This is a genomic window from Candidatus Streptomyces philanthi (assembly GCF_059553635.1).
On sequence record NZ_JCANQV010000072.1, the window covers coordinates 1 to 23,321 of the forward strand.

General features: G+C 72.7%; 17 protein-coding genes. 9 read left to right on the forward strand and 8 right to left on the reverse strand.

The features are described 5' to 3' along the window. Positions 1-351 precede the first annotated feature (351 nt). The 6 genes from AC51EU_RS11480 to AC51EU_RS11505 all read left to right on the forward strand — a co-directional run bounded on the left by AC51EU_RS11480 (position 352) and on the right by AC51EU_RS11505 (position 7,968). On the forward strand, positions 352-1,293 hold the full coding sequence (locus tag AC51EU_RS11480; protein ID WP_496266722.1) for an oxidoreductase: 942 nt from the start codon (positions 352-354) through the stop codon (positions 1,291-1,293). 235 nt (positions 1,294-1,528) lie between these two features. Beyond that, entirely contained in the window at positions 1,529-3,451 is a 1,923-nt protein-coding gene (locus AC51EU_RS11485) for an APC family permease (protein WP_496266724.1), read from the forward strand. Between the two features lie 445 nt (positions 3,452-3,896). Continuing rightward, on the forward strand, positions 3,897-4,685 hold the full coding sequence (locus tag AC51EU_RS11490; RefSeq protein WP_496266726.1) for a putative protein N(5)-glutamine methyltransferase: 789 nt from the start codon (positions 3,897-3,899) through the stop codon (positions 4,683-4,685). Positions 4,686-4,847: 162 nt separating this feature from the next. Beyond that, a complete protein-coding gene (locus tag AC51EU_RS11495) occupies positions 4,848-6,122 on the forward strand; it encodes an ABC transporter substrate-binding protein (RefSeq protein WP_496266727.1) in 1,275 nt (424 codons plus the stop codon). 101 nt (positions 6,123-6,223) lie between these two features. Further along, positions 6,224-7,126 carry a carbohydrate ABC transporter permease gene (locus AC51EU_RS11500; protein ID WP_496266741.1) on the forward strand — a complete coding sequence of 301 codons (903 nt, stop codon included), beginning with the start codon at positions 6,224-6,226 and terminating at the stop codon, positions 7,124-7,126. A 5-nt stretch (positions 7,127-7,131) separates the two neighbouring features. Beyond that, entirely contained in the window at positions 7,132-7,968 is an 837-nt protein-coding gene (locus AC51EU_RS11505; RefSeq protein ID WP_496266729.1) for a carbohydrate ABC transporter permease, read from the forward strand. Between the two features lie 16 nt (positions 7,969-7,984). Here AC51EU_RS11505 and AC51EU_RS11510 read toward each other — a convergent pair whose 3' ends face one another. The 3 genes from AC51EU_RS11510 to AC51EU_RS11520 form a co-directional block, all read right to left on the reverse strand. Continuing rightward, positions 7,985-8,794: an ArsR/SmtB family transcription factor gene (locus AC51EU_RS11510; RefSeq protein WP_496266731.1), complete on the reverse strand. Its 810-nt coding sequence runs from the start codon at positions 8,792-8,794 to the stop codon at positions 7,985-7,987. A gap of 1,095 nt (positions 8,795-9,889) precedes the next feature. After that, a complete protein-coding gene (ppdK, locus tag AC51EU_RS11515; protein WP_496266732.1) occupies positions 9,890-12,625 on the reverse strand; it encodes a pyruvate, phosphate dikinase in 2,736 nt (911 codons plus the stop codon). Between the two features lie 452 nt (positions 12,626-13,077). After that, positions 13,078-13,788 (reverse strand): type 1 glutamine amidotransferase, encoded by a 711-nt coding sequence (locus AC51EU_RS11520; RefSeq protein ID WP_496266733.1) that lies wholly within the window; start codon positions 13,786-13,788, stop codon positions 13,078-13,080. Positions 13,789-14,037: 249 nt separating this feature from the next. On the opposite strand from AC51EU_RS11520, the gene AC51EU_RS11525 reads away from it, so the two are divergent. Both AC51EU_RS11525 and AC51EU_RS11530 read left to right on the forward strand, forming a co-directional pair. Further along, complete coding sequence (locus AC51EU_RS11525) at positions 14,038-15,735, forward strand: amidohydrolase (protein ID WP_496266734.1); 1,698 nt, start codon at positions 14,038-14,040, stop codon at positions 15,733-15,735. A gap of 140 nt (positions 15,736-15,875) precedes the next feature. Next, a complete protein-coding gene (locus tag AC51EU_RS11530) occupies positions 15,876-16,934 on the forward strand; it encodes a glutathione S-transferase family protein (RefSeq protein WP_496266735.1) in 1,059 nt (352 codons plus the stop codon). Between the two features lies 1 nt (position 16,935). On the opposite strand, the gene AC51EU_RS11535 is transcribed toward AC51EU_RS11530, so the two are convergent. From AC51EU_RS11535 to AC51EU_RS11555, 5 genes are read right to left on the reverse strand one after another with little or no spacing between them, the layout of a single operon-like run. Next, entirely contained in the window at positions 16,936-18,135 is a 1,200-nt protein-coding gene (locus AC51EU_RS11535; RefSeq protein WP_496266742.1) for an NAD(P)/FAD-dependent oxidoreductase, read from the reverse strand. Positions 18,136-18,148: 13 nt separating this feature from the next. Then, positions 18,149-18,337 (reverse strand): ferredoxin, encoded by a 189-nt coding sequence (locus AC51EU_RS11540; RefSeq protein WP_496266736.1) that lies wholly within the window; start codon positions 18,335-18,337, stop codon positions 18,149-18,151. A 36-nt stretch (positions 18,338-18,373) separates the two neighbouring features. Next, the gene (locus tag AC51EU_RS11545) at positions 18,374-19,225 is read right to left on the reverse strand and encodes a fumarylacetoacetate hydrolase family protein (protein WP_496266737.1); all 852 of its coding nucleotides are present in this window, start codon (positions 19,223-19,225) and stop codon (positions 18,374-18,376) included. 30 nt (positions 19,226-19,255) lie between these two features. Continuing rightward, positions 19,256-20,143, reverse strand: coding sequence for a 3,4-dihydroxyphenylacetate 2,3-dioxygenase (locus tag AC51EU_RS11550; RefSeq protein ID WP_496266738.1), 888 nt, complete (start codon positions 20,141-20,143; stop codon positions 19,256-19,258). Further along, on the reverse strand, positions 20,136-21,620 hold the full coding sequence (locus AC51EU_RS11555) for an aldehyde dehydrogenase family protein (RefSeq protein ID WP_496266739.1): 1,485 nt from the start codon (positions 21,618-21,620) through the stop codon (positions 20,136-20,138). Before AC51EU_RS11555 ends, AC51EU_RS11550 begins: the two co-directional genes overlap by 8 nt. Before the next feature lie 134 nt (positions 21,621-21,754). Here AC51EU_RS11555 and AC51EU_RS11560 point away from each other — a divergent pair, with 134 nt between their 5' ends. Then, a complete protein-coding gene (locus AC51EU_RS11560; protein ID WP_496266740.1) occupies positions 21,755-23,251 on the forward strand; it encodes an aldehyde dehydrogenase in 1,497 nt (498 codons plus the stop codon). Positions 23,252-23,321: the final 70 nt, after the last annotated feature.

Consider the following 23,321-nt stretch of genomic DNA (forward strand, 5'->3'; position numbering starts at 1 on the left):
GTTGTCGACCTGCTCGCCGAGTGCCTGCCCGTAACGGAGTGATCTGGCCGACAACCGCGAAGCTGGGGACTGACTCTCAGCAGGCGTTCCTCGCAGCAGGCGGATCGACCGGATGCCGCGAGATGCTGCGTCCCACTTCGTTGCGCTCCTTCGTCTTTCGGATGCGCGACGTCCACCGACTGGGCCAAGCGGGGGACGCGCTCGCTCCCGGCGTGTCGGTCGGTAGTCCGGTCAACAGCTCGACGCCGCCTCCCCCGGCACTCGATCCACGGTCCTCTCCCGAGCCCCTCTCGCCACGGCGTGCTCGGGCGTACCCTGGCCCCCTGACGGCCCCGACGGAGGAGTGCGCCCGTGCCCCGGTGGAACACCAGTCACATCCCCGACCAGACCGGCCGTTCGGCGGTCGTCACGGGCGCCAACAGCGGTATCGGGTACATCACCGCGCGGGAGCTGGCGCGCCACGGGGCCCGTGTCGTGCTGGCCTGCCGGGACGAGGCGCGCGGGCGGGCGGCGCTGGCCCGGTTGCGGGCCGAGGTCCCCACCGCCGAGGCGGAGTTCCGGCGCCTGGACCTGGCTGCCTTGTCCTCGGTGCGGGAGTTCGCCGCCTCACTGGACGACTTCGACGGCGACCGCCTCGATCTGCTGATCAACAACGCGGGTGTGATGGCGCTGCCGTACCGGACCACCACCGACGGCTTCGAGATGCAGTTCGGCACCAACCACCTCGGTCATTTCGCACTGACCGGCCTGCTGCTGCCCCGGCTCCTCGCCACCCCGGGCGCCCGTGTGGTGACCGTCTCCAGCATGCTGCACGCCCTGTCCGACGTGGACCTCACGGACCTCAACAGTGATCTGCGCTACCGGCGCTGGGTGGCCTACGCCCGGTCCAAGAGCGCCAATCTGCTGTTCACCCACGAGCTGGCACGCCGGCTGGCGGCGACCGGTTCAGGGCTCGTCGCTGCCGCTTCGCACCCGGGGTACGCCGCCACCAACCTCCAGACCGCGGGCGCCCGTATGGAGCACCGCAGATCCGCCGAGCGGATCGCCGAGCTGGGCAACCGCGTCATCGGGCAGTCCCCGGAGGGCGGGGCCCTCGGGACGCTCTGCGCGGCCACCGCCCCGCACATGCGCCCGGACTCCTTCGTCGGCCCGCTCAACGGGCTGCGCGGCGCGCCCGCCCTCTCCTTCCGCGCCCCCTGGACCAGGAACGCCACCACGGCCGCCCGGCTGTGGACCGCCTCCGAGCACCTCACCGGCGTCCGCTACGACTTCCTGGCGGGACGCACCCGCTGAAGGAACCCGTGGCAGCGAACCGGCGGGCGACAGCGCCCCGGGGACGGCGCAGCAACCACCCGCCTCCCCTGGCCGGTGGCCCCTCCACCGCTCACGCCCCGTCAAGCTCCCGCGAAGATCACCGGAAGGCCCGCCAAGGGACCGTCAATCCCTGTTCCCGGCCTCCTCGGCACGCTCGCACGCTGAGCTGATCGCGCACCCACCGGCGGGTGTGCCGACGGAGGTAGGGCGAACGATGTCGATGGTGTCCCGGCCCGCAGGCCGGAAGTACGGGCGACCACCCGGTACCGGGGCCGCCACACCGCCCGCGGCCGCCCCGGGAGCCCCCGATCCGGACGCCCGGCACCGGCTGACCGCGCTCCAGGGGCTGGCGGCGCTCTCCCTGGACGCGATGGCCTCCGTCGCCTACGGGCCGGAGGCCGTCGTCCTGGTCCTCGCCGCGGCGGGCGCCCGCGGGCTCGGGTTCACGCTGCCGGTGACGCTCGGCATCGCCGCGCTCCTCGCCGTCCTGGTGGCCTCGTACCGGCAGGTGATCGCCGCGTTCCCGGACGGCGGCGGCTCGTACGCGGTCGCCAAGGCGCATCTCGGCCGGCGCGCCTCCCTGGTGGCCGCCGCGTCGCTCATCCTGGACTACATCCTCAACGTCGCGGTGTCGGTCACCGCCGGTACGGCCGCGCTGACCTCGGCGTTCCCCGCCCTCTACGGCCACAGGACGGCAATCTGCCTGGCGGTCCTGGCGCTTGTCACGGGCGTCAATCTGCGGGGCATCGCCGATGCGGCGAGGGCGTTCCTGCTGCCCACCGCCGTGTTCGTCGGCGCGGTCCTGACGATGATCGTGGCCGGTCTCTTCCGGGACGCCCCGGTCTCCACCGTGACGGCGGACGGCCATGCGTCCGTCCTCGCGCACGACGGCACCACCGTCGGGGCGCTGCTCCTGCTCAAGGCGTTCGCGTCCGGCTGCTCCGCGCTGACCGGCGTCGAGGCGGTCGCCAATGCCGTACCGGCCTTCCGGGGCCCGTCCGTCCGCCGGGCGCAGCGCTGCGAGGTGGCGCTGGGGGCGCTGCTCGGGGTGATGCTGATCGGTCTTTCGGTCCTCATCGGGCGGTTCCACCTCCAGCCGGTCGAGGGCGTCACCGTCCTCGCGCAGCTCGCGGACGCCTCGCTCGGCCACAACGGGGCGTTCTACGTGGTGCAGTCCGCCACAGTGGTGCTGCTGGCGCTCGCCGCCAACACCTCGTTCGGCGGGTTGCCCGTCCTGATGGCGCTGCTGGCCCGTGACCACTATCTGCCGCACCTCTTCGGGCTGAAGGCGGAGCGTCAGGTGCACCGGCACGGGGTGCTGGCGCTGGCGGCGGTCGCCGCGCCGCTGCTGGTCTTCTCCGGGGGAGACGTCAACACGCTCGTTCCGCTGTTCGCCGTCGGGGTCTTCGTCGGTTTCACGCTCTGCCAGGTCGGCATGGTCCGGCACTGGTACCGGGGGCGGGCCCGCGGATGGCGCGGGAAGGCGTTGCTGAACGGTTTCGGCGCGCTGCTCACCGGGGTGGCCGCGGTGGTCATCACCGCCACGAAGTTCGCCGAGGGCGCCTGGCTCGTCGTGGTGGCGCTGCCGCTGCTCGTCCTCGCGTTCGAGGCGGTGCACCGCGCCTACGCCCGGATCGGTGAACAGCTCGGCCTGGGCCGTGTTCCCGAGCCGCCGCGCCGCGCCCGCTCCCTGGTCGTGGTGCCGATCTCGCACCTCTCCCGTCTCACCAGTGAGGCGCTGACCGCCGCGGTGTCCCTGGGGGACGAGGTCGTGGCCGTCACCGTCACCCATGACGCGCCCGAGGACCGCCGGGCCGCGGAGGCGCTGCGCCGTGACTGGGAACTGTGGAACCCGGGCGTCGACCTGCTCGAACTGCCCACCGCCACCCGCTCGGTCGGCCGTCCCGTCGCCGTGTACGTCCGCGAGGTCACCCGGCACACCGCGCCGGACGGCGGTACCGCGCAACGCGTCACGGTGCTGATCCCGGAGGCCGAACCCGCCCGTGTCTGGCAGCGGTTGCTCCAGAACCGGCGGGGCGCGGTCGTGGCGCGTGCCGTCCGCCGCGACACGGACGCGGTCATCTGCCGCCTCCGCTTCCGGCTGACCGGCCCGCCGGAGCCGGAAGCGACGCGGTAAACGTCCCAGGTCGGAGGGCGGTGCGGGGCCATTGTCAGTGGCAGGCTTTAGCGTGTCGGCATGAATACTTTGAGTGACGGACATCGTCGTGGTGAGCCGGTCGGCCACGCTCGGCCCGCTGACGGCCCATCGGCCCCTGCTCCCCGCACCACACCGCCCGCGCGCCGACGCCCGGTTGGCCATCGAGGACGGCTCCCGGTCCGCACGTACCGCGCCCCGCACGACCGGGACCGGGCGTGGTCCGGCCCCGCGACATTCCCGGCCGTCGGGCGGCACGGACGCGAGGACGCGAGGGTAGGGTGGGCGGCCTACGCAGTGGCCGGACGAGGAGGTGAGACCCATTACCGCTGTATCAGGTGGGTGCTCTCGCCATTCCACCGCGCGTGTCAACGGGCAGAGGTGACCGGACGAGCACCCTTCGGCGCTCCGGAAGGTTTCCGCTCGTATGTCCGCTCTTGCCCTGTCTTTTCCGTCCCTTGTCTCCCGGCTCCGCGCCGTGGGGTGTGTCTTCGCCGAGGACGAGGCGCGGTTGCTGCTCTCGACGGCGCACGATCCGGCCGGGCTCGCCGCCATGGTGGAGCGGCGGATCCTCGGCCACCCCCTGGAACACGTCCTCGGCTGGGCCGAGTTCTGCGGGCTGAGACCGGCCGTCGGGCCCGGTGTCTTCGTACCCCGCCGCCGGACCGAGTTCCTGGTGCGGCAGGCCGCCGACGGACTCGGGCCGGGTGCCGTGGTCGTCGACCTGTGCTGCGGCTGCGGTGCCCTGGGCGCGGCGCTCGCCGCTGCCGTGGGCCGGGTCGAGTTGCACGCCTGCGACATCGATCCGGCCGCCGTCGGGTACGCGCGCCGCAATGTGGCCGCCGCCGGCGGCCGGGTGTACAGGGGCGATCTTTTCGCGCCGCTGCCGACGGCGCTGCGCGGCCGGGTGGACGTCCTGCTCGCCAATGTGCCGTACGTGCCGTCGGCGGAGGTCGCCCTGCTGCCGTCGGAGGCCCGTGACCACGAGCCGCTGGCGGCGCTCGACGGGGGCGCGGACGGTCTCGACGTCCTGCGGCGGGTGGCCGCTGAGGCGCCGCGGTGGCTGGCGCCGGGCGGTCGTCTGCTGACGGAGACGAGCGCGCGGCAGGCGTCCCGCGCCGGCGCGGTGCTGGCCCGTGCCGGGCTGGTCCCCCGTACCGCCGTGTCGGAGGAGTGGAACGCCACGGTCGTTGTCGGTGTCCTGCCGCCAGGCTGATCTCAGCGGCCCGCGCGGCGCCGGTACGCGGCCCGCGTGGTGCGGCGCGGCCGCCGGTTCGGCCCAATGCCCTGCGCGTTTGCCCTTCGTGCGGCACAGTGGTCGGGCACCGTTCAGTGATCGACACGTACCGAGGGCTGCGACCGCGAAGGACGAGAGGCCATGACGGAGACGGGCAACACGGGTATCGGGAGACGGCGGCTGCTCGCGGCCTCCGGCGGCCTCGCGCTCACGGGAGCGCTGGCCGCCGCGTGCGGGTCCAACACAGGGCGCGGCGGCGGTGGTTCGGGGCCCGCGCTCAGCCAGTGGTACCACCAGTACGGCGAGCCGGGCACCCAGCAGGCGGTGCGGCGCTACGCCGGCGCGTACCCGAAGGCCCGGGTCGCGGTGCAGTGGCGGCCCGGTGACTACGACCGGCAGACGGCGGCCGCGCTGCTGACCGACTCGGGTCCGGACGTCTTCGAGGTCAACGGGCCGCTGCTGGACCAGATCCGGGGCGGTCAGGTGGTCGATCTGACGGCCGAGGTGGAGCCGGTGAAGGCCGACTTCCACCAGGCCGTGCTGGCCCCGAAGATCTGGCGGGACAAGATCTGGGGCATCCCGCAGACCGTCGACACACAGGTGCTGTACTACCGCAAGAGCATGCTGCGGGACGCGGGCGTCCGTCCCCCGGAGACCGTCGACGCGCTGGTGGACGCGGCGGGCGCGCTCACCACGAAGAAGGTCAAGGGCCTGTTCCTGGGCAATGACGGCGGGGCCGGGGTGCTCGGCGGGGTGCCGCTCGCGGCGGCAGGGTTGAGCCTGGTCACGGACGACGGCAAGGCCGGGTTCGACGATCCGGCGGCCGCCCGCGTCCTCGCCAAGATCCGGCAGTTGTACGCCGACGGGTCGCTGCTGCTGGGCGCGCCCACCGACTGGTCGGACCCGGCGGCGTTCGTCCAGGGGCTGACGGCGATGCAGTGGTCCGGGCTGTGGGCGCTGCCGCAGATCGAGAGGACGCTGGGCGACGACTTCGGGGTGCTGCCGTTCCCGAAGGGCGGGCCGCACGGCAGCCCCGCGGTGCCGGTCGGCGCCTACGCCTCGGCGGTCAGCGCGCGCAGTGCGCACACGGCGCAGGCCAAGGCGTTCGCGAAGTGGCTGTGGGTGGAGAGGACCGACTACCAGGAGGACTTCGCGCTGTCGTACGGCTTCCACATCCCGGCCCGGATCTCGCTGGCGAAGAAGGCCGAGAAACTGCGGCGGGGCCCGGCCGCCGACGTGGTGCGGTTCACGACCGAGTACGGGCACGCCGAGCCGCTGCTGTGGACGACGGCGAGCCGTACCGCGTACCAGGACGCGCTCAGCCGCATCATCAAGGACGGCGCGCATCCGGAGGGCGAGCTGCGGTCGGTGGTACGGACGGTCGGTTCCGAGTTGCGGCGGGTCGGGAAACAGTGAGCAGCGGGACGTCGGAGACGGAGCGGCCCGCGGGGACTCTCGCGCGGGCGACGGCGGGTACGGCGGCCGGCGGCCGTCCCACCGGCCCGTTCGCCGCCCGTCTGCTGGGGCCGCAGCGCCGCACCCTGTGGTTCTGGGTGTTCGTCGGGCCGTTCGTGGCCGGGCTCGCGCTGTTCACCTACGTTCCGCTGGCCTGGAGTGTCTGGCTCAGCTTCTTCGACGCGCACAACACGGTCACCCCGACCGATTTCGTCGGCCTGGACAACTATGTGTCGATGCTGGGCGACGACGCGTTCCTCGCGAGCCTGGGGACGTTCCTGCTGTTCACGGCGTTCATCGTGCCCGCGACCTATCTCCTGTCGCTCGCGCTGGCGCTGATGGTCAACCGGCTGCGGTACGCGCGGGCGTTCTTCCGGTCGGTGTTCTTCCTGCCGACGGCGTGCTCGTACGTCGTCGCGGCGCTGATCTGGAAGCTGTCGATCTTCAACGGGGTGCGTTTCGGGCTGGCCAACACCGTGCTGGGGTGGTTCGGGGCGGATCCGACGGCGTGGTTGTCGACCACCGATCCGCCCTGGTACTGGCTGGCGATCGTGACGGTGCGGCTGTGGTTGCAGGCCGGTTTCTACATGATCCTGTTCCTGGCGGGGCTGCAACGGATCTCACCGCAGCTGTACGAGGCGGCGGCGGTGGACGGGGCGCGGCCGGGCTGGCAGACGTTCCGGCACATCACCCTGCCGCAGCTGCGGGCCACGTCCGTGGCGGTGGTGCTGTTGCTGGTCATCAACGCGTTCCAGGCGTTCGACGAGTTCTACAACCTGCTGAGCGACGCCCGCGGTTATCCGCCGTACGCCAGGCCGCCGCTGGTCTACCTCTACTACACGGCGCTCGGGCGGGAGCAGAACCTCGGGCTGGGCAGTGCGGGCGCGGTGATCCTGGCGTTGATCATCGCGGTGGCCACGGTGGCGCAGGCGCGGTGGTTCGGCCTGGGCCGGAAGGAGGACTGAGGACGGTGGACGACGCTCTCGTCCGGGTCGGGCGCGCCCTGCGTCTGGTGCTGCTGGTGGTGCTGGCGCTGCTGTTCCTCGTGCCGTTCTATCTGCTGGTCCGCAACGGGCTGGCCACCGAGGCGGACATCACGGCGCCGGAGTGGACCTTCTTCCCGCGCGCCGTGCAGTGGGGCAATCTCACCGAGGTCTTCCGGGACCCGGGCCTGCCGCTGGCGCGGGCCCTGCTCAACTCCACGCTGATCGCCGTCTCCACCACGGCCGGTACGGTGCTGCTGGCCTCCCTCGCCGGCTACGGCCTGGCCCGTATCCCCTACCGTCACGCGAACGCCGTCTTCTACCTGGTCCTGGGCACGCTGATGGTCCCGGCGGCCGTCACCTTCGTGCCGAGCTTCGTCCTGGTGTCGTCGCTCGGCTGGATCTCCACCCTGCGCGGCCTGGTGATCCCGACCCTCTTCAGCGCGTTCGCCTGCTTCGTCTTCCGGCAGTACTTCCTCGGCTTTCCCCGGGAGTTGGAGGACGCGGCCCGGGTGGACGGCCTGGGGTACTGGCGGACGTACTGGCGCATCGTGGTGCCCAACGCCCGGCCGGTGTTCGCGGCGGTCGGCACGATCGTCTTCATCGGCGCGTGGAACGCGTTCCTGTGGCCGCTGGTCATCGGCCAGGACCAGGAGTCCTGGACGGTCCAGGTCGCGCTCTCCACGTTCACCACCGCGCAGAACCTCAATCTGCACGAACTGTTCGTCGCCGCGGGCGTCTCGATCGTCCCGCTGGTCGTCGTCTTCCTGCTGTTGCAGCGCTACATCGTGGCGGGTGTGGAGCGCAGCGGCATCGACGACTGAGCGGCGGGGCCCCGGTTCAGTGGCCGCCCCTCAGCAGGGCCGCGCCCAGGGGGGTCAGGGTGTGCAGGACGGCGTTGCCCTGGCGGAGGGTGACCAGGAGGCCCGCGTCGCGCAGGACGGTGGCGTGCTGGCTGGCGGAGGCGAGGGAGACATCGGCGCGGCGGGCCAGTTCGCTGGTGGTGCAGCCGACGCCGATGCCCTGGAGGATCGCCGAGCGGGTGTGTCCGACCAGCCGTCCCAGTGACCGCTCGGGCGCGGCGGCCGGGACGGTGGGGCGGACCGGGTGCTCGACGGGATAGACGAGGACGGGCGTCAGTTCGGGATTGTGGAAGGCGACGGGTGTGCGCCGGCAGAAGTACGAGGGCACCAGCAGCAGTCCGCGGCCGTCGAGGTGCAGGTCCCGGTCCACCGGGTAGTCCGCTTCGAGGACGGGGGCGCGCCAGCGCATCATCGGCGGCAGCGAGGACAGCAGCCGGTCGGCGCCGCCGTCGAGCAGGGCCCGGCCGCGGGCGGCGCGGTCGGCCTCGACCCGGGCCTGGACCTTCGGCCAGTACGGGGCGACCGCGGTGTCGTGGTAGCGCTGGAGCGCTCCGGCGAGCCGGCCCATCTGGCGGCTGTCGCCGTCGCCCATGGCGCGTATCCACGCGGGCAGCGGGCGGGCGACGGCCAGCCGGGAGAGTTCGGTGTGCACCCGGGCGGGCGGTGTCTCGCGCAGCGCGGACAGCGCCTCGTCGATGCCGAGGAGCCCTTCGAGCGGCGTGAGGAAATCCGGGAAATAGCCCCGGGTGGGCACGAGCGGAGCCAGCAGGCGCGTTTCGCCATTCAACTTCCGGCGTGTTTCCGTGCGCCATTTTCCGAACGTCGTTTCGTCACGTCGGTCGCGCAGTCGATGAAAACTGAGAACGGTCTCCCACAGCACATCCGGACGCGCGGCTATCCGCACGCGGGCCAGATCGAGTCCACTGAAATGGACGCGCAGCACCGAAACCCCACCCCATGACTCCCCAAGTCCACCCCCGGCACGCCTGAGTATGCACGCCGCCACATGCGGTCACCATGCCCTTTTGGCCAGAGTTGAAAAGGGTCGCGCCAGGGGGCGGGTGCCGGGAATCCTGGTGTCAATTCGACGGCGATGGGACGGAACCGGATTGCTCGATCCCGTGGGGGGTGATGGGCAAAGTACCGACCGCTCGGCATTTCCGTTGAAGGCCGCCTCTCACGCCGACATGAGAGGCGGCAGCTCCCGAGGGGGGAGTCCGGAAGAGCGAGGGCGGCACCTCCGCACAGGTGCCGCCCTCGTAGCGGTGACCTGCGAGGACGCCGGGCCGTCGGGTCCGTGGGACGCCGCGGGGGCACATCGCGTCAGAAGTGCGTCAATGAGGTCCGCGGAGTCGTCCGTGTCGTCCTCCCGCGCACGTACGCGGAGATCTCCGGGTGATCGAAGGTGCCGCGTGCCCGGAGAGTGGCGGCACTTTCTTCACTGTGGCCCCATACCCGATCTGTGCGAAGGCGGAAAAGTGCCGCACGGGGTACGGCGTCGCGCACCCGGGGCGCGGAGCGGCGTTGTCCGGCCGCCGAGCTTCTTGTCCACCCGCCGTACGATCCGCGTCCATCTCGTGTCCCACAGCCGGCGACGGACCGGGCGGGTTCACCTCATCCCGGAAAAGGGCCGGACCGGCCCGCTTCCGTCTCTTCGGCGCGTACGAGATCGAGCGGTCCGGGGAAGCGCGCCGGGGTGCTTCTTGCGCGGGCGCGCTGTTCCGCTGATTCCCCGGCCGGTCATTCGCGGCGGCCCCGTCCCGCACCTCACCGTGAAGTGGCGCAAGGACGAGGGCGGCACCTTCCGCACAGGTGCCGCCCTCGTGGGTCGGAGCGGGGCGCGGGTGAGGGTGGGCCGGCCCCGGCTCCGGTGGGATGGTCGTCAGCGGCTGTCGCTGCCCTGGGACCCGGCGGCCGCGCGGCCGGCCTCCAGGCGGGCGACGGGGATGCGGAAGGGCGAGCAGGAGACGTAGTCGAGGCCGACCTCGTGGAAGAAGTGGACGGACTCCGGGTCGCCGCCGTGTTCGCCGCAGACACCGAGCTTGAGGTCGGGGCGGGTGGCCCGGCCGGCCTCGGCGGCGCTGCGGACGAGCGCGCCGACGCCGTCCTTGTCGATGGTCTCGAACGGGCTGACGCCGAAGATGCCCTTCTCCAGGTAGGCGGTGAAGAAGCTGGCCTCGACGTCGTCGCGGGAGAAGCCCCAGACGGTCTGGGTGAGGTCGTTGGTGCCGAAGGAGAAGAAGTCGGCGGCCTCGGCGATCTGTCCGGCCGTCAGCGCGGCACGGGGCAGTTCGATCATGGTGCCGAGGGTGAGGCGGAGGTTCACGCCGTGGGCCTGCTCGACCTCGGCGATGACCTGCTCGGCCTCCTCGCGCACGATCTCCAGCTCCTGGACGGTGCCGACGAGCGGGATCATGATCTCGGCGCGCGGGTCGCCCTGGACCCGGCGCCGTTCGGCGGCGGCCTCGGCGATGGCCCGTACCTGCATGGCGAACAGGCCGGGGATGACCAGGCCGAGGCGGACGCCGCGCAGGCCGAGCATCGGGTTCTGCTCGTGCAGCTTGTGGACGGCCTGGAGGAGCCGCAGATCGTTCTCGTGCTTCTCGTGGCGGGCCTCGGCGAGTGCGACGCGGACCGACAGGTCGGTGATGTCGGGCAGGAACTCGTGCAGCGGCGGGTCCAGCAGCCGTACGGTCACCGGCAGGCCGTCCATCGCCTCGAACAGCTCGATGAAGTCGGCCTTCTGGAGCGGCATCAGCTCACCGAGCGCGGCCTCGCGGTCGGCGTCGGTGTCGGCGAGGATGAGGCGCTCGACCATCTCGCGGCGCTCGCCGAGGAACATGTGCTCGGTGCGGCACAGGCCGATGCCCTGGGCGCCGAACCGGCGGGCGCGGGCGGCGTCCTCGGCGTTGTCGGCGTTGGAGCGGACCCGCAGCCGGCGGACGCGGTCGGCGTAGGCCATGATCCGGTGGACGGCCTTGACGAGTTCGTCCGCGTCGTCGGCGCCGGCGTGCATCCGGCCCTCGAAGTACTCGACGACCGGGGACGGGACGACGGGGACCTCACCGGCGTAGACCTTGCCGGTGGAGCCGTCGATGGAGACGACGTCGCCCTCCTCGACGACCACGCCGTCCTGGGTGGTCATCCGGCGGCGCTTGGTGTCGACCTCCAGTTCCTCGGCGCCGCAGACACAGGTCTTGCCCATGCCGCGGGCGACGACGGCGGCGTGCGAGGTCTTGCCGCCGCGGGAGGTGAGGATGCCCTCGGCGGCGATCATGCCGTTGAGGTCGTCGGGATTGGTCTCGCGGCGGATGAGGATGACCTTCTCGCCGGAGCGGGACCACTTGACGGCGGTGTACGAGTCGAAGACGGCCTTGCCGACGGCGGCGCCGGGGGAGGCGGCGATGCCGCGGCCGATGGTCTCGGACTTCGCGTCGACGTCGAAGCGCGGGAACATCAGCTGGGCGAGCTGGGCGCCGGTGACCCGCTGGAGGGCCTCGGCCTCGTCGATCAGGCCCTGGTCGACGAGCTGGGTGGCGATGCGGAAGGCGGCGCCCGCGGTGCGCTTGCCGACGCGGGTCTGGAGCATCCACAGGGTGCCGCGCTCGATGGTGAACTCGATGTCGCACAGGTCCTTGTAGTGCGTTTCGAGGGTTTCCATGATCTGCATCAGCTGGTCGTAGGAGGACTTGTCGATGTCCTCCAGGTCGGCCAGCGGCACGGTGTTGCGGATACCGGCGACGACATCCTCGCCCTGGGCGTTCTGGAGGTAGTCACCGTAGACGCCCTGCTGGCCGCTGGCGGGGTCGCGGGTGAAGGCGACGCCGGTGCCGGAGTCGGGGCCGAGGTTGCCGAAGACCATGGAGCAGATGTTGACGGCGGTGCCGAGGTCGCCGGGGATGCGCTCCTGGCGGCGGTAGAGCTTGGCGCGGTCGGTGTTCCACGAGTCGAAGACGGCGCGTACGGCGAGGTCCATCTGCTCGCGCGGGTCCTGCGGGAACTCGCGGCCGGTCTCGCGGACGACGATGGTCTTGAAGTGGTCGACGAGGGTGCGCAGGTCGGCGGCGTCCAGGTCGACGTCGACGGTGACGCCCTTGGCGCGCTTGGCCTCGTCCAGGGCCTCCTCGAAGAGGTCGCCGTCGACGTCCAGCACGGTCTTGCCGAACATCTGGATGAGGCGGCGGTAGGAATCCCAGGCGAAGCGCTCGTCGCCCGCCTGGGCGGCGAGGCCGGAAACCGATGCGTCGGAGAGTCCGATGTTGAGGACGGTGTCCATCATGCCGGGCATCGAGAACTTCGCACCGGAACGCACCGAAACCAGCAGGGGGTTGTCCGCCTGACCGAGCTTCTTTCCCATGCGCTTCTCAAGGGCGTCGAGGTGCTCGGTGACCTCGGCACGCAGTGCCGCGGGCTCCTCGCCGCTGTCGAGGTAGACCTTGCACGCCTCGGTGGTGATCGTGAAGCCGGGCGGGACGGGGAGGCCCAGGTTCGTCATCTCGGCGAGGTTGGCTCCCTTGCCGCCGAGAAGGTCCTTGAGGTCCTTGTTGCCCTCGGTGAAGTCGTAGACGAACTTCGCGGTCTCACGCTGGTTTACGTGGGGATCTTGTGTTTCCGGCACGGGAATCGGACTCCTCGCGGACGGCTGCCCTGACGGCGAGGAACATACCCAGATCGAAGGCTCATCGGTACGTCCACTTGGTCGACATGAGCGCGTAACCAGCCGTCCGCCAGCAGATCGAAAGTCGCGGGGCGAAGGGGGTCGCGTTCACCACCTGAACGCGAACACCTATCTCTGTCATCAATAGATGATCAGCCGCTACGGAGCGAAAAGGATGCGTTGATTTCTTCAACTCATATTCCGTGGCACCCAGTGCCACCGTTGGAGAGATGGAGCCCCTTTCTTGTGCTCATTTGAGCGCAACCCTGATCAAGGGTGGTGAGAATCACGTAAGGACGGCGCCCCTTCCGCCCTTGTCCGAGGGGTACGTGACGACGGGGACCCGGCGATTCCGGCGGAAGCGGGGCGGGCGAGGCGGGGGCGGTTTCCGGCCATGCGCGCCCCGCGCCCGCTCAGCCCTTGCCCACCCCGGCCACCCGGTCGAGGAACGCGTCCACCAGGGCGTACGCCCGCTGCCGTCCGGCGGGCAGATCCGCCGTCAGTTCGGCGACCAGGCGGTCCGGATCGGCGCCGCTCGCCTCCGCGACGGAGGTGCCGATGTGGTCGAACCAGGAGCGCAGCACCGGCGGCGTCACCTCCGGGTGGAACTGCACGCCCAGGGAGCGGCCGCAGACGAACGCCTGGGAGGCGACCTCGTTGCGGGCGATCTCGCGGGCGCCGGGCGGCAGCAGCCAGCGGTCGCCGTGGAACTGGAACCACGGACCCGGCCCCACCAGTTCCGGCTCGTCGGCCTCTATCCGGCTCCAGCCCAGTTCGAAGCGGGGCGCGCGCTCTATGCCGCCGCCGAGCGCGGTGGCCAGCGCCTGGCCGCCGAAACATATGCCGAGCACCGGTATGCCGGCGTCGTGCGCGGCGCGCAGCCGCTCCAGCTCCGCGGCGACCCACGGCATGTCGTCGCCGACGGACCAGGGCGCGCCGAGCGTGAGGATCAGTTCGTGGTCGGCGAGCGGCGGAAAGGTGACGTCGACGTCGGGGGTCGTGAAGCGTTCCGCGGGGACGACGCGCAGTTCGTCGAGGTCGTAGCCGCGTTGGGTCAGCCGGTCGCCGACGTGGCCGGCGGTGGACAGATGGTCGTGCAGGATGACCAGGGCGCGCACGGTCACCACTCCCCTCCCTGTTGGCGCGGGCCGCACTCCGGCCCCGGGACGATCTCATTTGGACTCAAACTTCATTATCGCCGACACGGGACCCGCCGAACCGGCTTCCGTCGCTCCTCCCCCTTGAGCATCCCGCCGAGGGGCGCTTACCGTTTGGCCTCAAACAGGCCGGGGGAAATCCCGCCGGACGTACCGGACTTCCGCGCCGCCGCGCCCCGGCCCGCCCCTGCCGTCCCGCCGTCCCCTGGAGTCCCCTTGCCCCGACCCGCGGACCTCGTCCTGCTCAACGGCACCGTGCTCACCCTCGACCCCGCCTTCCGCACCGAGGAGGCGGTCGCCGTCCGCGACGGACTGATCGCCGCCACCGGCACCACCGCCACGCTCCGCCCGCTCATCGGTCCGCGCACCGAGGTCGTCGACCTCGCCGACCGCACCGTCCTCCCCGGCATCAACGACTCCCATCTGCACGCCTGCGCGTTCGGCGCCACCCGCCCGCCGCTCGCCCTGGACCTCTCCCACCCCGCCGTCACCACCCTCGCCGGCATCCGCGAGGCCGTACGCGCCAAGGCCGCCGCACTCCCGCCCGGCAGCTGGATCACCGGCTTCGGCTGGGACATCGGCCATCTGCGCGAGTTCCGCGACGACCCGCGCCGCGTCCCGAGCCGGGAGGACCTGGACGCGGTCTCCCCCGACCACCCCGTCCTGCTGAGCGAGTTCTCCGGGCACACCGTCTGGCTCAACACCCGCGCCCTGGAGGCCGCCGGGATCACCGCCGACCGGCCCGTACCGGCCGGCGGCATCGTCGAACTGCGCGACGGGCGGCCCACCGGCATCCTGCGCGAGAGCGCCCAGGAACTGGTCACCTCCGCGCTGCCGCCGATGGACGAGGCGGCCCGCGAGGCCGCCGTGCGGGCCGCGGTCGACGTCTGCCACCGCGAGGGCATCACCAGCTTCACCGAACCCGGCCTCGGCCCCGGCGGCAGCTCCCTCCTGTTCAGCTCCGCCGAGACCGCCACCCTGCGCGTCTACGCCCGGCTGGCCCGCGCCGGGCAGCTGCGCGCCCGCGTCGGCGTCCTGCTGCTGCCGCTGGAGATGGGCGGCGCGGCCCGCGACCTGCCCGACCGGCTCGACGCGCTGGCCGGACTGTGCGAGGGCGCCGACCCGCGCCTCCTCAACGTCCTGGGCGTCAAGGTCTTCGCCGACGGGATACCGCCGAGCCGTACCGCCTGGATGCACGAGGAGTACGAGGGCGGCGGGCACGGCGCGCTGTGCCTGCACGGCCGCACCGACGCCCAGCGGGTCGGCGAACTCGACGCCATCGTGCGGCACGCGCACACGGCCGGGTTCCAGGTCGGGGTGCACGTCACCGGCGACCGGGCCGCGGACGCCGTCGTGGACGCGTTCACCGCCGCCCAGCTCGACCACCCCCGGCCCGACGCCCGGCACTACCTCATCCACGGCGACTTCGCGGGCCCCCGTGCCCTGGACGTCCTCGCCCGCAACGGCTGGGGCCTCAACGTGAACCCCGGCATCAGGGCCGCCGTCGCCGATCTGATGGAGTCCGTCGTCGGCGCGCGGCGCGCCGCCTACGAGTCGCCCGTGCGCAGCGCCGTCGAGGCGGGCGTCAGCGTCGCGGCCAGTTCCGACGCGCCGGTCACCTACCCCGACTGGCGGAGCGGGGTCGCCGCGATGCTGCTGCGCACGGCGCAGGCCAGCGGTCGTCCCAGCGGTCTCGACCAGCGCGTCGGCCTGGAGACCGCGCTGCGCGCGTACACCACGGGCGCGGCCCGCCAGGACTTCGCCGAGGCGTGGAAGGGCTCCCTGGAGCCGGGCAAGGTCGCCGATCTGTGTGTCCTGGACGGCGATCTGCCGCACACGGAGCCGCAGGAGATACCGGAGCTTCCGGTGGCGATGACGGTGTTCGACGGTGAGGTGGTGTTCGAGGGGCGGTGAGTGCCGGGCGGGGCGTACGGCCGGTCGGCTGACCGTGCGGGTTCCGGTCGGGTGTCCGGGAAGGCATGCGGAAGCACCGGCGGCGGAACGCCCGGTTCCGGCGCCGGTGCCCCCAGGCACCCGTGGAAAGGAGTGCGGCGATGGCCCGCACCGAGAGCGACACCCAGGACGGCACGACGGCCGGCGGCCCCGGCGAGGGCAACACCGCGTACGGGGTCAAGCCGTTCAAGCGGTCCCGCAGCCACTTCGCCGACCGGATCACCGCCGACGGGCGGTACGGCTGGCCGGTCGAGGCGGGCCGCTACCGGCTGATCGCCAGCCGGGCCTGCCCCTGGGCGAGCCGGGCGGTGATCTCACGGCGGCTGCTCGGGCTGGAGGACGCGCTCTCGCTCGGCATCACCGACCCGATCCAGGACGACCGCAGCTGGCGCTTCACGCTGGACCCGGACGACCGCGACCCCGTCCTCGGCATCCGCTTCCTCAGCGAGGCGTACGACGCGCGGGAGAGCGGCTACCCGGGCGGGGTGAGCGTCCCGGCGATCGTCGACGTACCGAGCGGGAAGCTGGTCACCAACGACTTCCAGCAGATCACCCTGGACCTGGCGACCGAGTGGCGTGCGCTGCACCGGCCCGGCGCGCCCGATCTGTACCCCGAGCCGCTGCGGGAGGAGATCGACGAGGTGATGGCGGGCGTCTACCGCGATCTCAACAACGGCGTCTACCGGGCGGGTTTCGCGACCGCGCAGCCGGAGTACGAGGAGGCGTACGCGGATGTGTTCCGGTGTCTGGACCATCTCTCCGAGCGGCTCGCCGACCGCCGCTACCTGGTGGGCACGAGCATCACCGAGGCCGACATCCGGCTGTTCACCACGCTGGTCCGCTTCGACGCCGTCTACCACGGCCACTTCAAGTGCAACCGGTACAAGCTGGCCGAGGACCCGGTGCTGTGGGCCTACGCCAAGGACCTGTACCAGACCCCCGGCTTCGGCGACACCGTCGACTTCGACCACATCAAGCGCCACTACTACCGCGTGCACACCGGCATCAACCCGACCGGCGTCGTGCCCGTGGGCCCCGAGCTGGACGGCTGGCTGACCCCGCACCACCGGGAGGAGCTGGGCGGGTCGCCGTTCGGGGACGGCACCCCGCCCGGCCCGGTGCCCGCCGGGGAGGTGGTGCCCCCGGCGGGGCGGCCGTGACTCAGGGGACGGGGTGCGGCATCACCGTCAGCTCCGCCCGGTGGCGGGCCGCCGCGGCGGAGGCGGACGGCCCGCCGAGGGCGATCACCCCGGTGAGGCGGCCGTCGCGGTAGTGGCCGGTGACCAGGTCGCCGCCGGGCCGGTCCGGGTCGCCCTCCAGGAGGCGGACGGTGTCGGCGAGGCCGGGGGCGCCGAAGGATTGAAGGCGCAAGGTGTACTGATCGCTCCAGAAGGACGGGAGCGGGGCGAACGGCTCCCCGGCGTCGGCGTCGCGGCCGGTGAGGCCCGCGACGAGGGTGCGGGCGGCCTGCCGCGCGGTGTCGCCGGGGATGCTCCAGTGCTCGACGCGGCGGGCCGTGGTCCCGTAGCGGGGGTTGGGGAAACGGGCGATGTCCCCGACGGCGACGAGGTGCGCCGCTCCCTGGGCGCGCAGCCGGTTGTCGCAGAGGACGCCGTCGGTGAGGTCGAGTCCGTTGCCGTCCAGCCAGGAGGTGTTGGGGACGGAGCCGATGGCCTCGACGACGGCGTCCGCGGGCAGCGGGGTGCCGTCGTCGAGGACGACGCCGTCCGCCTCGACGCGGGCGACGGTGCGGCCGAGGGCGAAGCGGACGCCCTCGGCCTCGTGGCGGCGGCGCAGCGCGGTGGCGAGGAGGTCGCCGAGGGGGCGGACCATCGGCAGGTGCTCGGGGGCGGCGACGGTGACGTCGGCGCCGAGGGTGCGGGCGGTGGCGGCGACCTCGCAGCCGATGAACCCGGCGCCGACGACCACGACGCGGGCGCCCGGTACGAGGGCGGTGCGCAGGGCCTCGGCGTCGTCGAGGGTGCGGACGACGTGACGGGTGGGGCCGGTGCCGTCGTCGGGGGCGGGGCAGGTGAGGCGGCGGGGGCGGATGCCGGTGGCGGCGACCAGGCCGTCGAAGGGGAGCCGTTCGCCGTCCGCGAGGGTGAGGGTGCGGGCGGTGAGGTCGGCGGCGGTGACGCGGGTGCCGGTGCGCCAGGTGATGTCTTCGGTGCCGGAGCGGCGGCGCAGTGCGGTGGAGGCGGCCGTGGCGGTGCCGGCGAGGACGGCCTTGGACAGCGGGGGGCGGTTGTAGGGGAGGTGGGGCTCGTCGCCGAGGACGGTGATGTCGTCGGTCCAGCCCGCGGCGCGCAGCTGCTCGGCGACGCGCAGGCCGCCGAGGGAGGCGCCGACGACGGCGATGCGGGGCACGGTCTCAGTCCTCGATCCGGATGGCCTGGAGCGGGCAGACGTCCGCGGCGTCCTCGACGGCCTCGCGCAGCGAGTCGTCGGGGGACTCGGTGAAGGCGAGGTGGCCGTCGGACTCGATGCGGAAGACGTCGGGGGCGGCGAAGACGCACTGGCCGTGGTCCTGGCAGACGTCCATGTCAACGATGATCTTCATGCGGTACTCCTGGGTGCGGGGTCGGGCGGCGGGCGGTCAGCGGCGGGGCGGGCGGACGCCGCGGAACTCCCAGTCGCCGCCGAGGGCGGTGGAGAGGACCTCCTCCGAGGCGGTGGGCTGGGCGCCGCAGTCGTCGCGGACCGGGACGGGCCCGGTGACGATGTGGTTGCGCAGCCGTCCCAGCCCCTCGGCCTCGACCTCGACGATGTCGCCCGGCCGGACGGGGCGGGAGTTGGCCGGAGTGCCGGAGAGCAGGACGTCGCCGGGTTCGAGGGTGATGGTGCGGGCGATGTCGGCGACGAGGTAGTGCATGTCCCACTCCATCTCGTCGGTCGAACCGTCCTGGACCAGTTCGCCGTTGACGTACGTCCGCAGGTACTTGCCGCGGAAGTCCCAGCCGGTGACGAGGCCGGGGCCGAGGGGGCAGAGGGTGTCGGAGCCCTTGACGCGGAGCATGGAGCCGGCGTCGGTGTCGCGGAAGTCGTGCAGGCCGTAGTCGTTGGCGAGGGTGTAGCCCGCGATGTACGCGCCGGCGTCGGCCGGGGCGATGTTGCGGCAGGTGCGGCCGATGACGACGGCGATCTCGCCCTCGTAGTTGAGGTAGTGGCAGCCCTCGGGGCGGACGACGGCGCCGCCGTGGGAGTTGAGTGCGGAGACCGGCTTGTGGAAGTAGGTGGGGGCGGGCGGCAGCCGTGTCAGGAACTCCTCGACGCGGCTGCGGTGGTTGAGGTGAACGGCGATGATCTTGCTGGGGACGACCGGGGGCAGATGATGTGCCCGGTCGGCCGGGACGCGGCGGCCGTCGGCGGCGATCAGCTCGTCGCCCTCGCGGACGACCTGGACGGCGGCGCCGTCGAGCAGGATGCGGCGGTGTTCGGTGGTCGGCATGCGGGGTCGCTTTCCGTAGGGGTGCGGGGGTCAGGCGGTCCAGCCGCCGGCCGGCCGGTCGAACCAGAGGTGGACCTGTCCGGTGCCCACCGAGTTCTCGTACGCGCTGTAGAGGCGGCCGGGCGCGGTGCAGCGCTCCTCGCCAAGGGCGCCGATCATCATCAGGTAGTGGGCGAAGCGGGCCTCGGGCTTGTACCGGAGGAATTCCGGCATGGTCGCGAGGACCTGTGCGTGGTCGCCGTCCCGGAACCAGGCGATGCGTTCCTCGTCGGCGGCGCGGGCCTCGGGGGTGCGGATGTGGACGGGGTCGCTGGCCTCGTGGTCGCGCAGTTCGCGCAGCGGCCAGAAGGTATGGGAGAGGGCGCCGGAGGCGATGAGCAGGACCTTGCGGTCGGGCAGGGCGGCGATGCCGTCGGCGAGGGCGCGGCCGAGGCGCAGGTGGTCCTCGGTGTCGCCGGTCTGGCAGACGCCGATGGAGACCCAGCGCTTGCCGGGCAGGCCCTTGCCGAGGTGGTCCCAGAGGTTGATGGTGGCGTAGTGGACGGGGAGGCAGGGGTCGTCCACGGGGGTGATCCAGGTGCCGTGCTTCTCGGCGAAGCCCGCGATCGACTCGGCGAGTTCGGGGTCGCCGGGGTAGTCGTAGGGCATCCGGCACATACCGCGCGGCAGTTCGTCGGAGGTGAACAGTCCGGCGCGGCGCGGCTGGGCGGCGACGACGAATTCGACGGTGGTGGCCCAGTGCGAGTCGAGGACGACGACGGTGTCGTAGTCGGCGGTCTCGAAGACGTCGGCGCGCAGCCGCCGCAGGCCGGGTACGAGGCTGATTTCCTGGCCCTCGTTGAGTTCCCTGCGGGTGGCCTCGGGCAGGACGATGGTGGGGACGTGGGCGAGGAGTCCGGCGCCGGTGATCTCACCCATGGGAGCGCCACCCCCCGGGCGCGGTGACGGTGTTCTTGAGGTCGCAGTAGAAGTCGAAGCTCCAGTCGCCGCCCTCGCGGCCGATGCCGGACTCGCGGGAACCGCCGAAGGGCGCGGCGAGGTCGCGGACGAAGAAGCAGTTGACCCAGACGGTCCCGGCGACGAGGCGGGCGGCGACGCGGTCGGCGCGCTCGCGGTCGCCGGTGACGAGGGTGGCGGCGAGCCCGAAGCGGGTGTCGTTGGCGAGGGCTGTGGCCTCGTCCTCGCCGGAGAAGGTCTGGAGGGTGAGGACCGGGCCGAAGACCTCCTCCTGGACGATCTCGGAGTGCTGGTCGACGTCGGTGAGGAGGGTGGGGCGGTAGTAGGTGCCGCCGAGTGCGTCGTGGGGGCCGCCGCCGAGCAGGGCGCGGGCGCCGCCGTCCAGGGCGCGGCGGACGAAGCCGTCGATCCGGGCGAGGTGGTCGGGGTGGATGTTGGGGCCGATGTCGGTGGTCTCGTCGCGGGGGTCGCCCTGGCGCAGTGCGCGGGCGCGGGCGAGGAACCGTTCGGTGAAGGCGGCCGCGACGCTCTCGTCGACGAGCAGCCGGGTGCCGGCGAGGCAGACCTGGCCCGCGTTGTCGTACTGCTCGACGGCGAGGTCGGCGGCGAGGTCGAGATCGGCGTCGGCGAGGACCACCAGGGGTGACTTGCCGCCGAGTTCGAAGCTGGTGGGGACGAGGTGGGCGGCGGCAGCGGCGGCGATCACGCGGGCGGTGGGGACCGAGCCGGTGAAGCTGATGCGGCGGGCGGACGGGTCGGCGGTGAGCGCGGCGCCCGCCTCGGCGCCGTATCCCTGGACGACGTTGAGGACGCCGGGCGGCAGTCCCGCGGCGGCCGCGATGTCGGCGAAGAGGGAGGCGGTGAGCGGAGTCCATTCGGCGGGCTTGAGGACGACGGTGTTGCCGGCCGCGAGCGCCGGGGCGATCTTCCAGCTCGCCAGCATCAGCGGCGCGTTCCACGGGGTGATCAGGACGCAGGGGCCGGCCGGGTCCCAGGCGACGTGGTTGGTGTGGCCGCGGGTGGGGAAGTCGGGGTGGCCCAGCTCCAGCAGCCGGTCGGCGAAGAAGCGCAGGTTGTGGGCGACGCGGGGCATCACACCGCGCCGGTGGGAGCGCAGCAGGGCGCCGCTGTCGGCGGTCTCGACGGCGGCGAGGTCCTCCAGGCGGGCCTCGACGCCGTCCGCGACGGCGTGCAGCAGGCGGGCGCGTTCGGCGGGCGGGGTGGCGGCCCAGCCGGGGAAGGCGGTGCGGGCGGCGGCGAGCGCGGCCCCCGCCTCCTCGGCGCCGCCGCGGGCGATGTCGGCGAGGTGGGCGCCGTCGATCGGTGAGTGGTCGGGGTAGGTCGCGGCGGAGGCGACGCGTTCGCCGCCGATCCAGTGGCGGGTGTCGACGGGTACGCCGGCGACGGTCGCGGTGTGCGGGGGTGCGGGGGGAGCCATCACGACCTCCTGTTTCGTTTGACCCCAAACAACATAGGAGGGCGGCGGGACCCGGTCAACCCCTTACGCGATCACGGGAGATGCCTATAGTTTGACCCCAAACGACACCCCGCGCACCCCCCAGGAGGCGGCCTATGGACCCCACCCTCGACAGCGGCCACGACGACTGGGAGCGGTACGCGGCCGGCCTCGTCCCGCCCGTCGCACACCGGATCGCGGGCGCCGGCGAACCCGGCTCCGGCGCCGTCTTCCCCGTCCGCGCGCCGCGCGACGGCACGCTGCTGGCCACCGTCGCCGACGCCGGCGAGAAGGAGGCCGGCCACGCCGTCGCCGCCGCCCGCCACGCCTTCGACCACGGCCCCTGGCCCCGGCTCGCCCCCGCCGACCGGGGCCGCGCCCTGCTGCGGATCGCCGCACTCGTCGAGGAGCACCGCGCCGAACTCGCCGCGCTGGTCTGCCTGGAGAACGGCAAGCCGGTCACCGAGGCGTACGGCGTCGAACTGCGTGCCCTCGCCGCCACCTTCCGCTACTACGGCGAACTGGCCGGCAAGCTCCACGACGAGGTGCCGCACACCGACCCCGCCGCGCTCGCCCTGGTCACCCGCGAGCCGTCCGGTGTGGTCGCCGCCGTCGTCCCCTGGAACTTCCCCCTCACCCTCGCCGCCTGGAAGATCGCCCCCGCGCTCGCCGCCGGCTGCACCTGCGTCCTCAAACCCTCCGAACTGACCCCGCTGTCGGCCCTGCTGCTCGGCCGGCTCGCCGACGAGGCGGGACTGCCGCCCGGCGTCCTCAATGTGATCGCCGGTGACGGGCCGGTCGCCGGGCGCGCGCTGGGCCTGCACCCGGACGTGGACGTGCTGGCCTTCACCGGTTCCACCGCCGTCGGCCGCCACTTCCCGCGCTACGCCGCGGACTCCAACCTCAAGCGGGTCTGGCTCGAACTCGGCGGCAAGTCACCGTTCCTCGTCCTGCCGGACGCCGACACGGAGGCCGCCGCGGCGAGCGTCGCCGGGAACGTCTTCTTCAACCAGGGCGAGATGTGCACCGCCCCCTCCCGCCTCCTGGTCCACTCCTCCCTCGCCGAACGGGTGACGGACCTGGTGGTGGAACACGCCCGCGCGCTCCGCGTCGGCGACCCGCTCGACCCCGCCACCGAGATGGGCGCCCTGGCCGGCGAGGCCCGGGTGGCCGCCGTCCGCGCGCACATCGAGGCGGGTGTGGCGTCCGGGGCGCGGCTGCGCACCGGCGGGGACCGCGTCGCCGTCCTCCCCGGCGGCAGCTACCTCGCGCCCGCCGTCTTCGACCGCGTCACCCCGGACATGCCGCTGGCCCGCGAGGAGATCTTCGGCCCGGTCCTGTCCGTCCTCACCTTCGACACCCCCGAAGAGGCGGTGGCGCTCGCCAACGACAGCGTCTACGGGCTCGCCGCGTCCGTCTGGACCCGCGACCTGGGCACCGCCCACCGCCTGACGCGCGCCCTGCGGGCCGGCACGGTCTGGGTCAACTGTTACGAGGAGGGCGATCTGACCGTCCCGTTCGGCGGCTACCGGCAGTCCGGCAACGGCCGCGACAAGTCCGTCCACGCCCTGGAGAAGTACACCGAGCTCAAGACCACCTGGATACGGCTGTGAGCGCCGCGGCGGGCGCCCGCCCGCTGATCGCGCTCCCCCAGCGCTTCTCCGCCTCCGCGTCCGCGCTGCG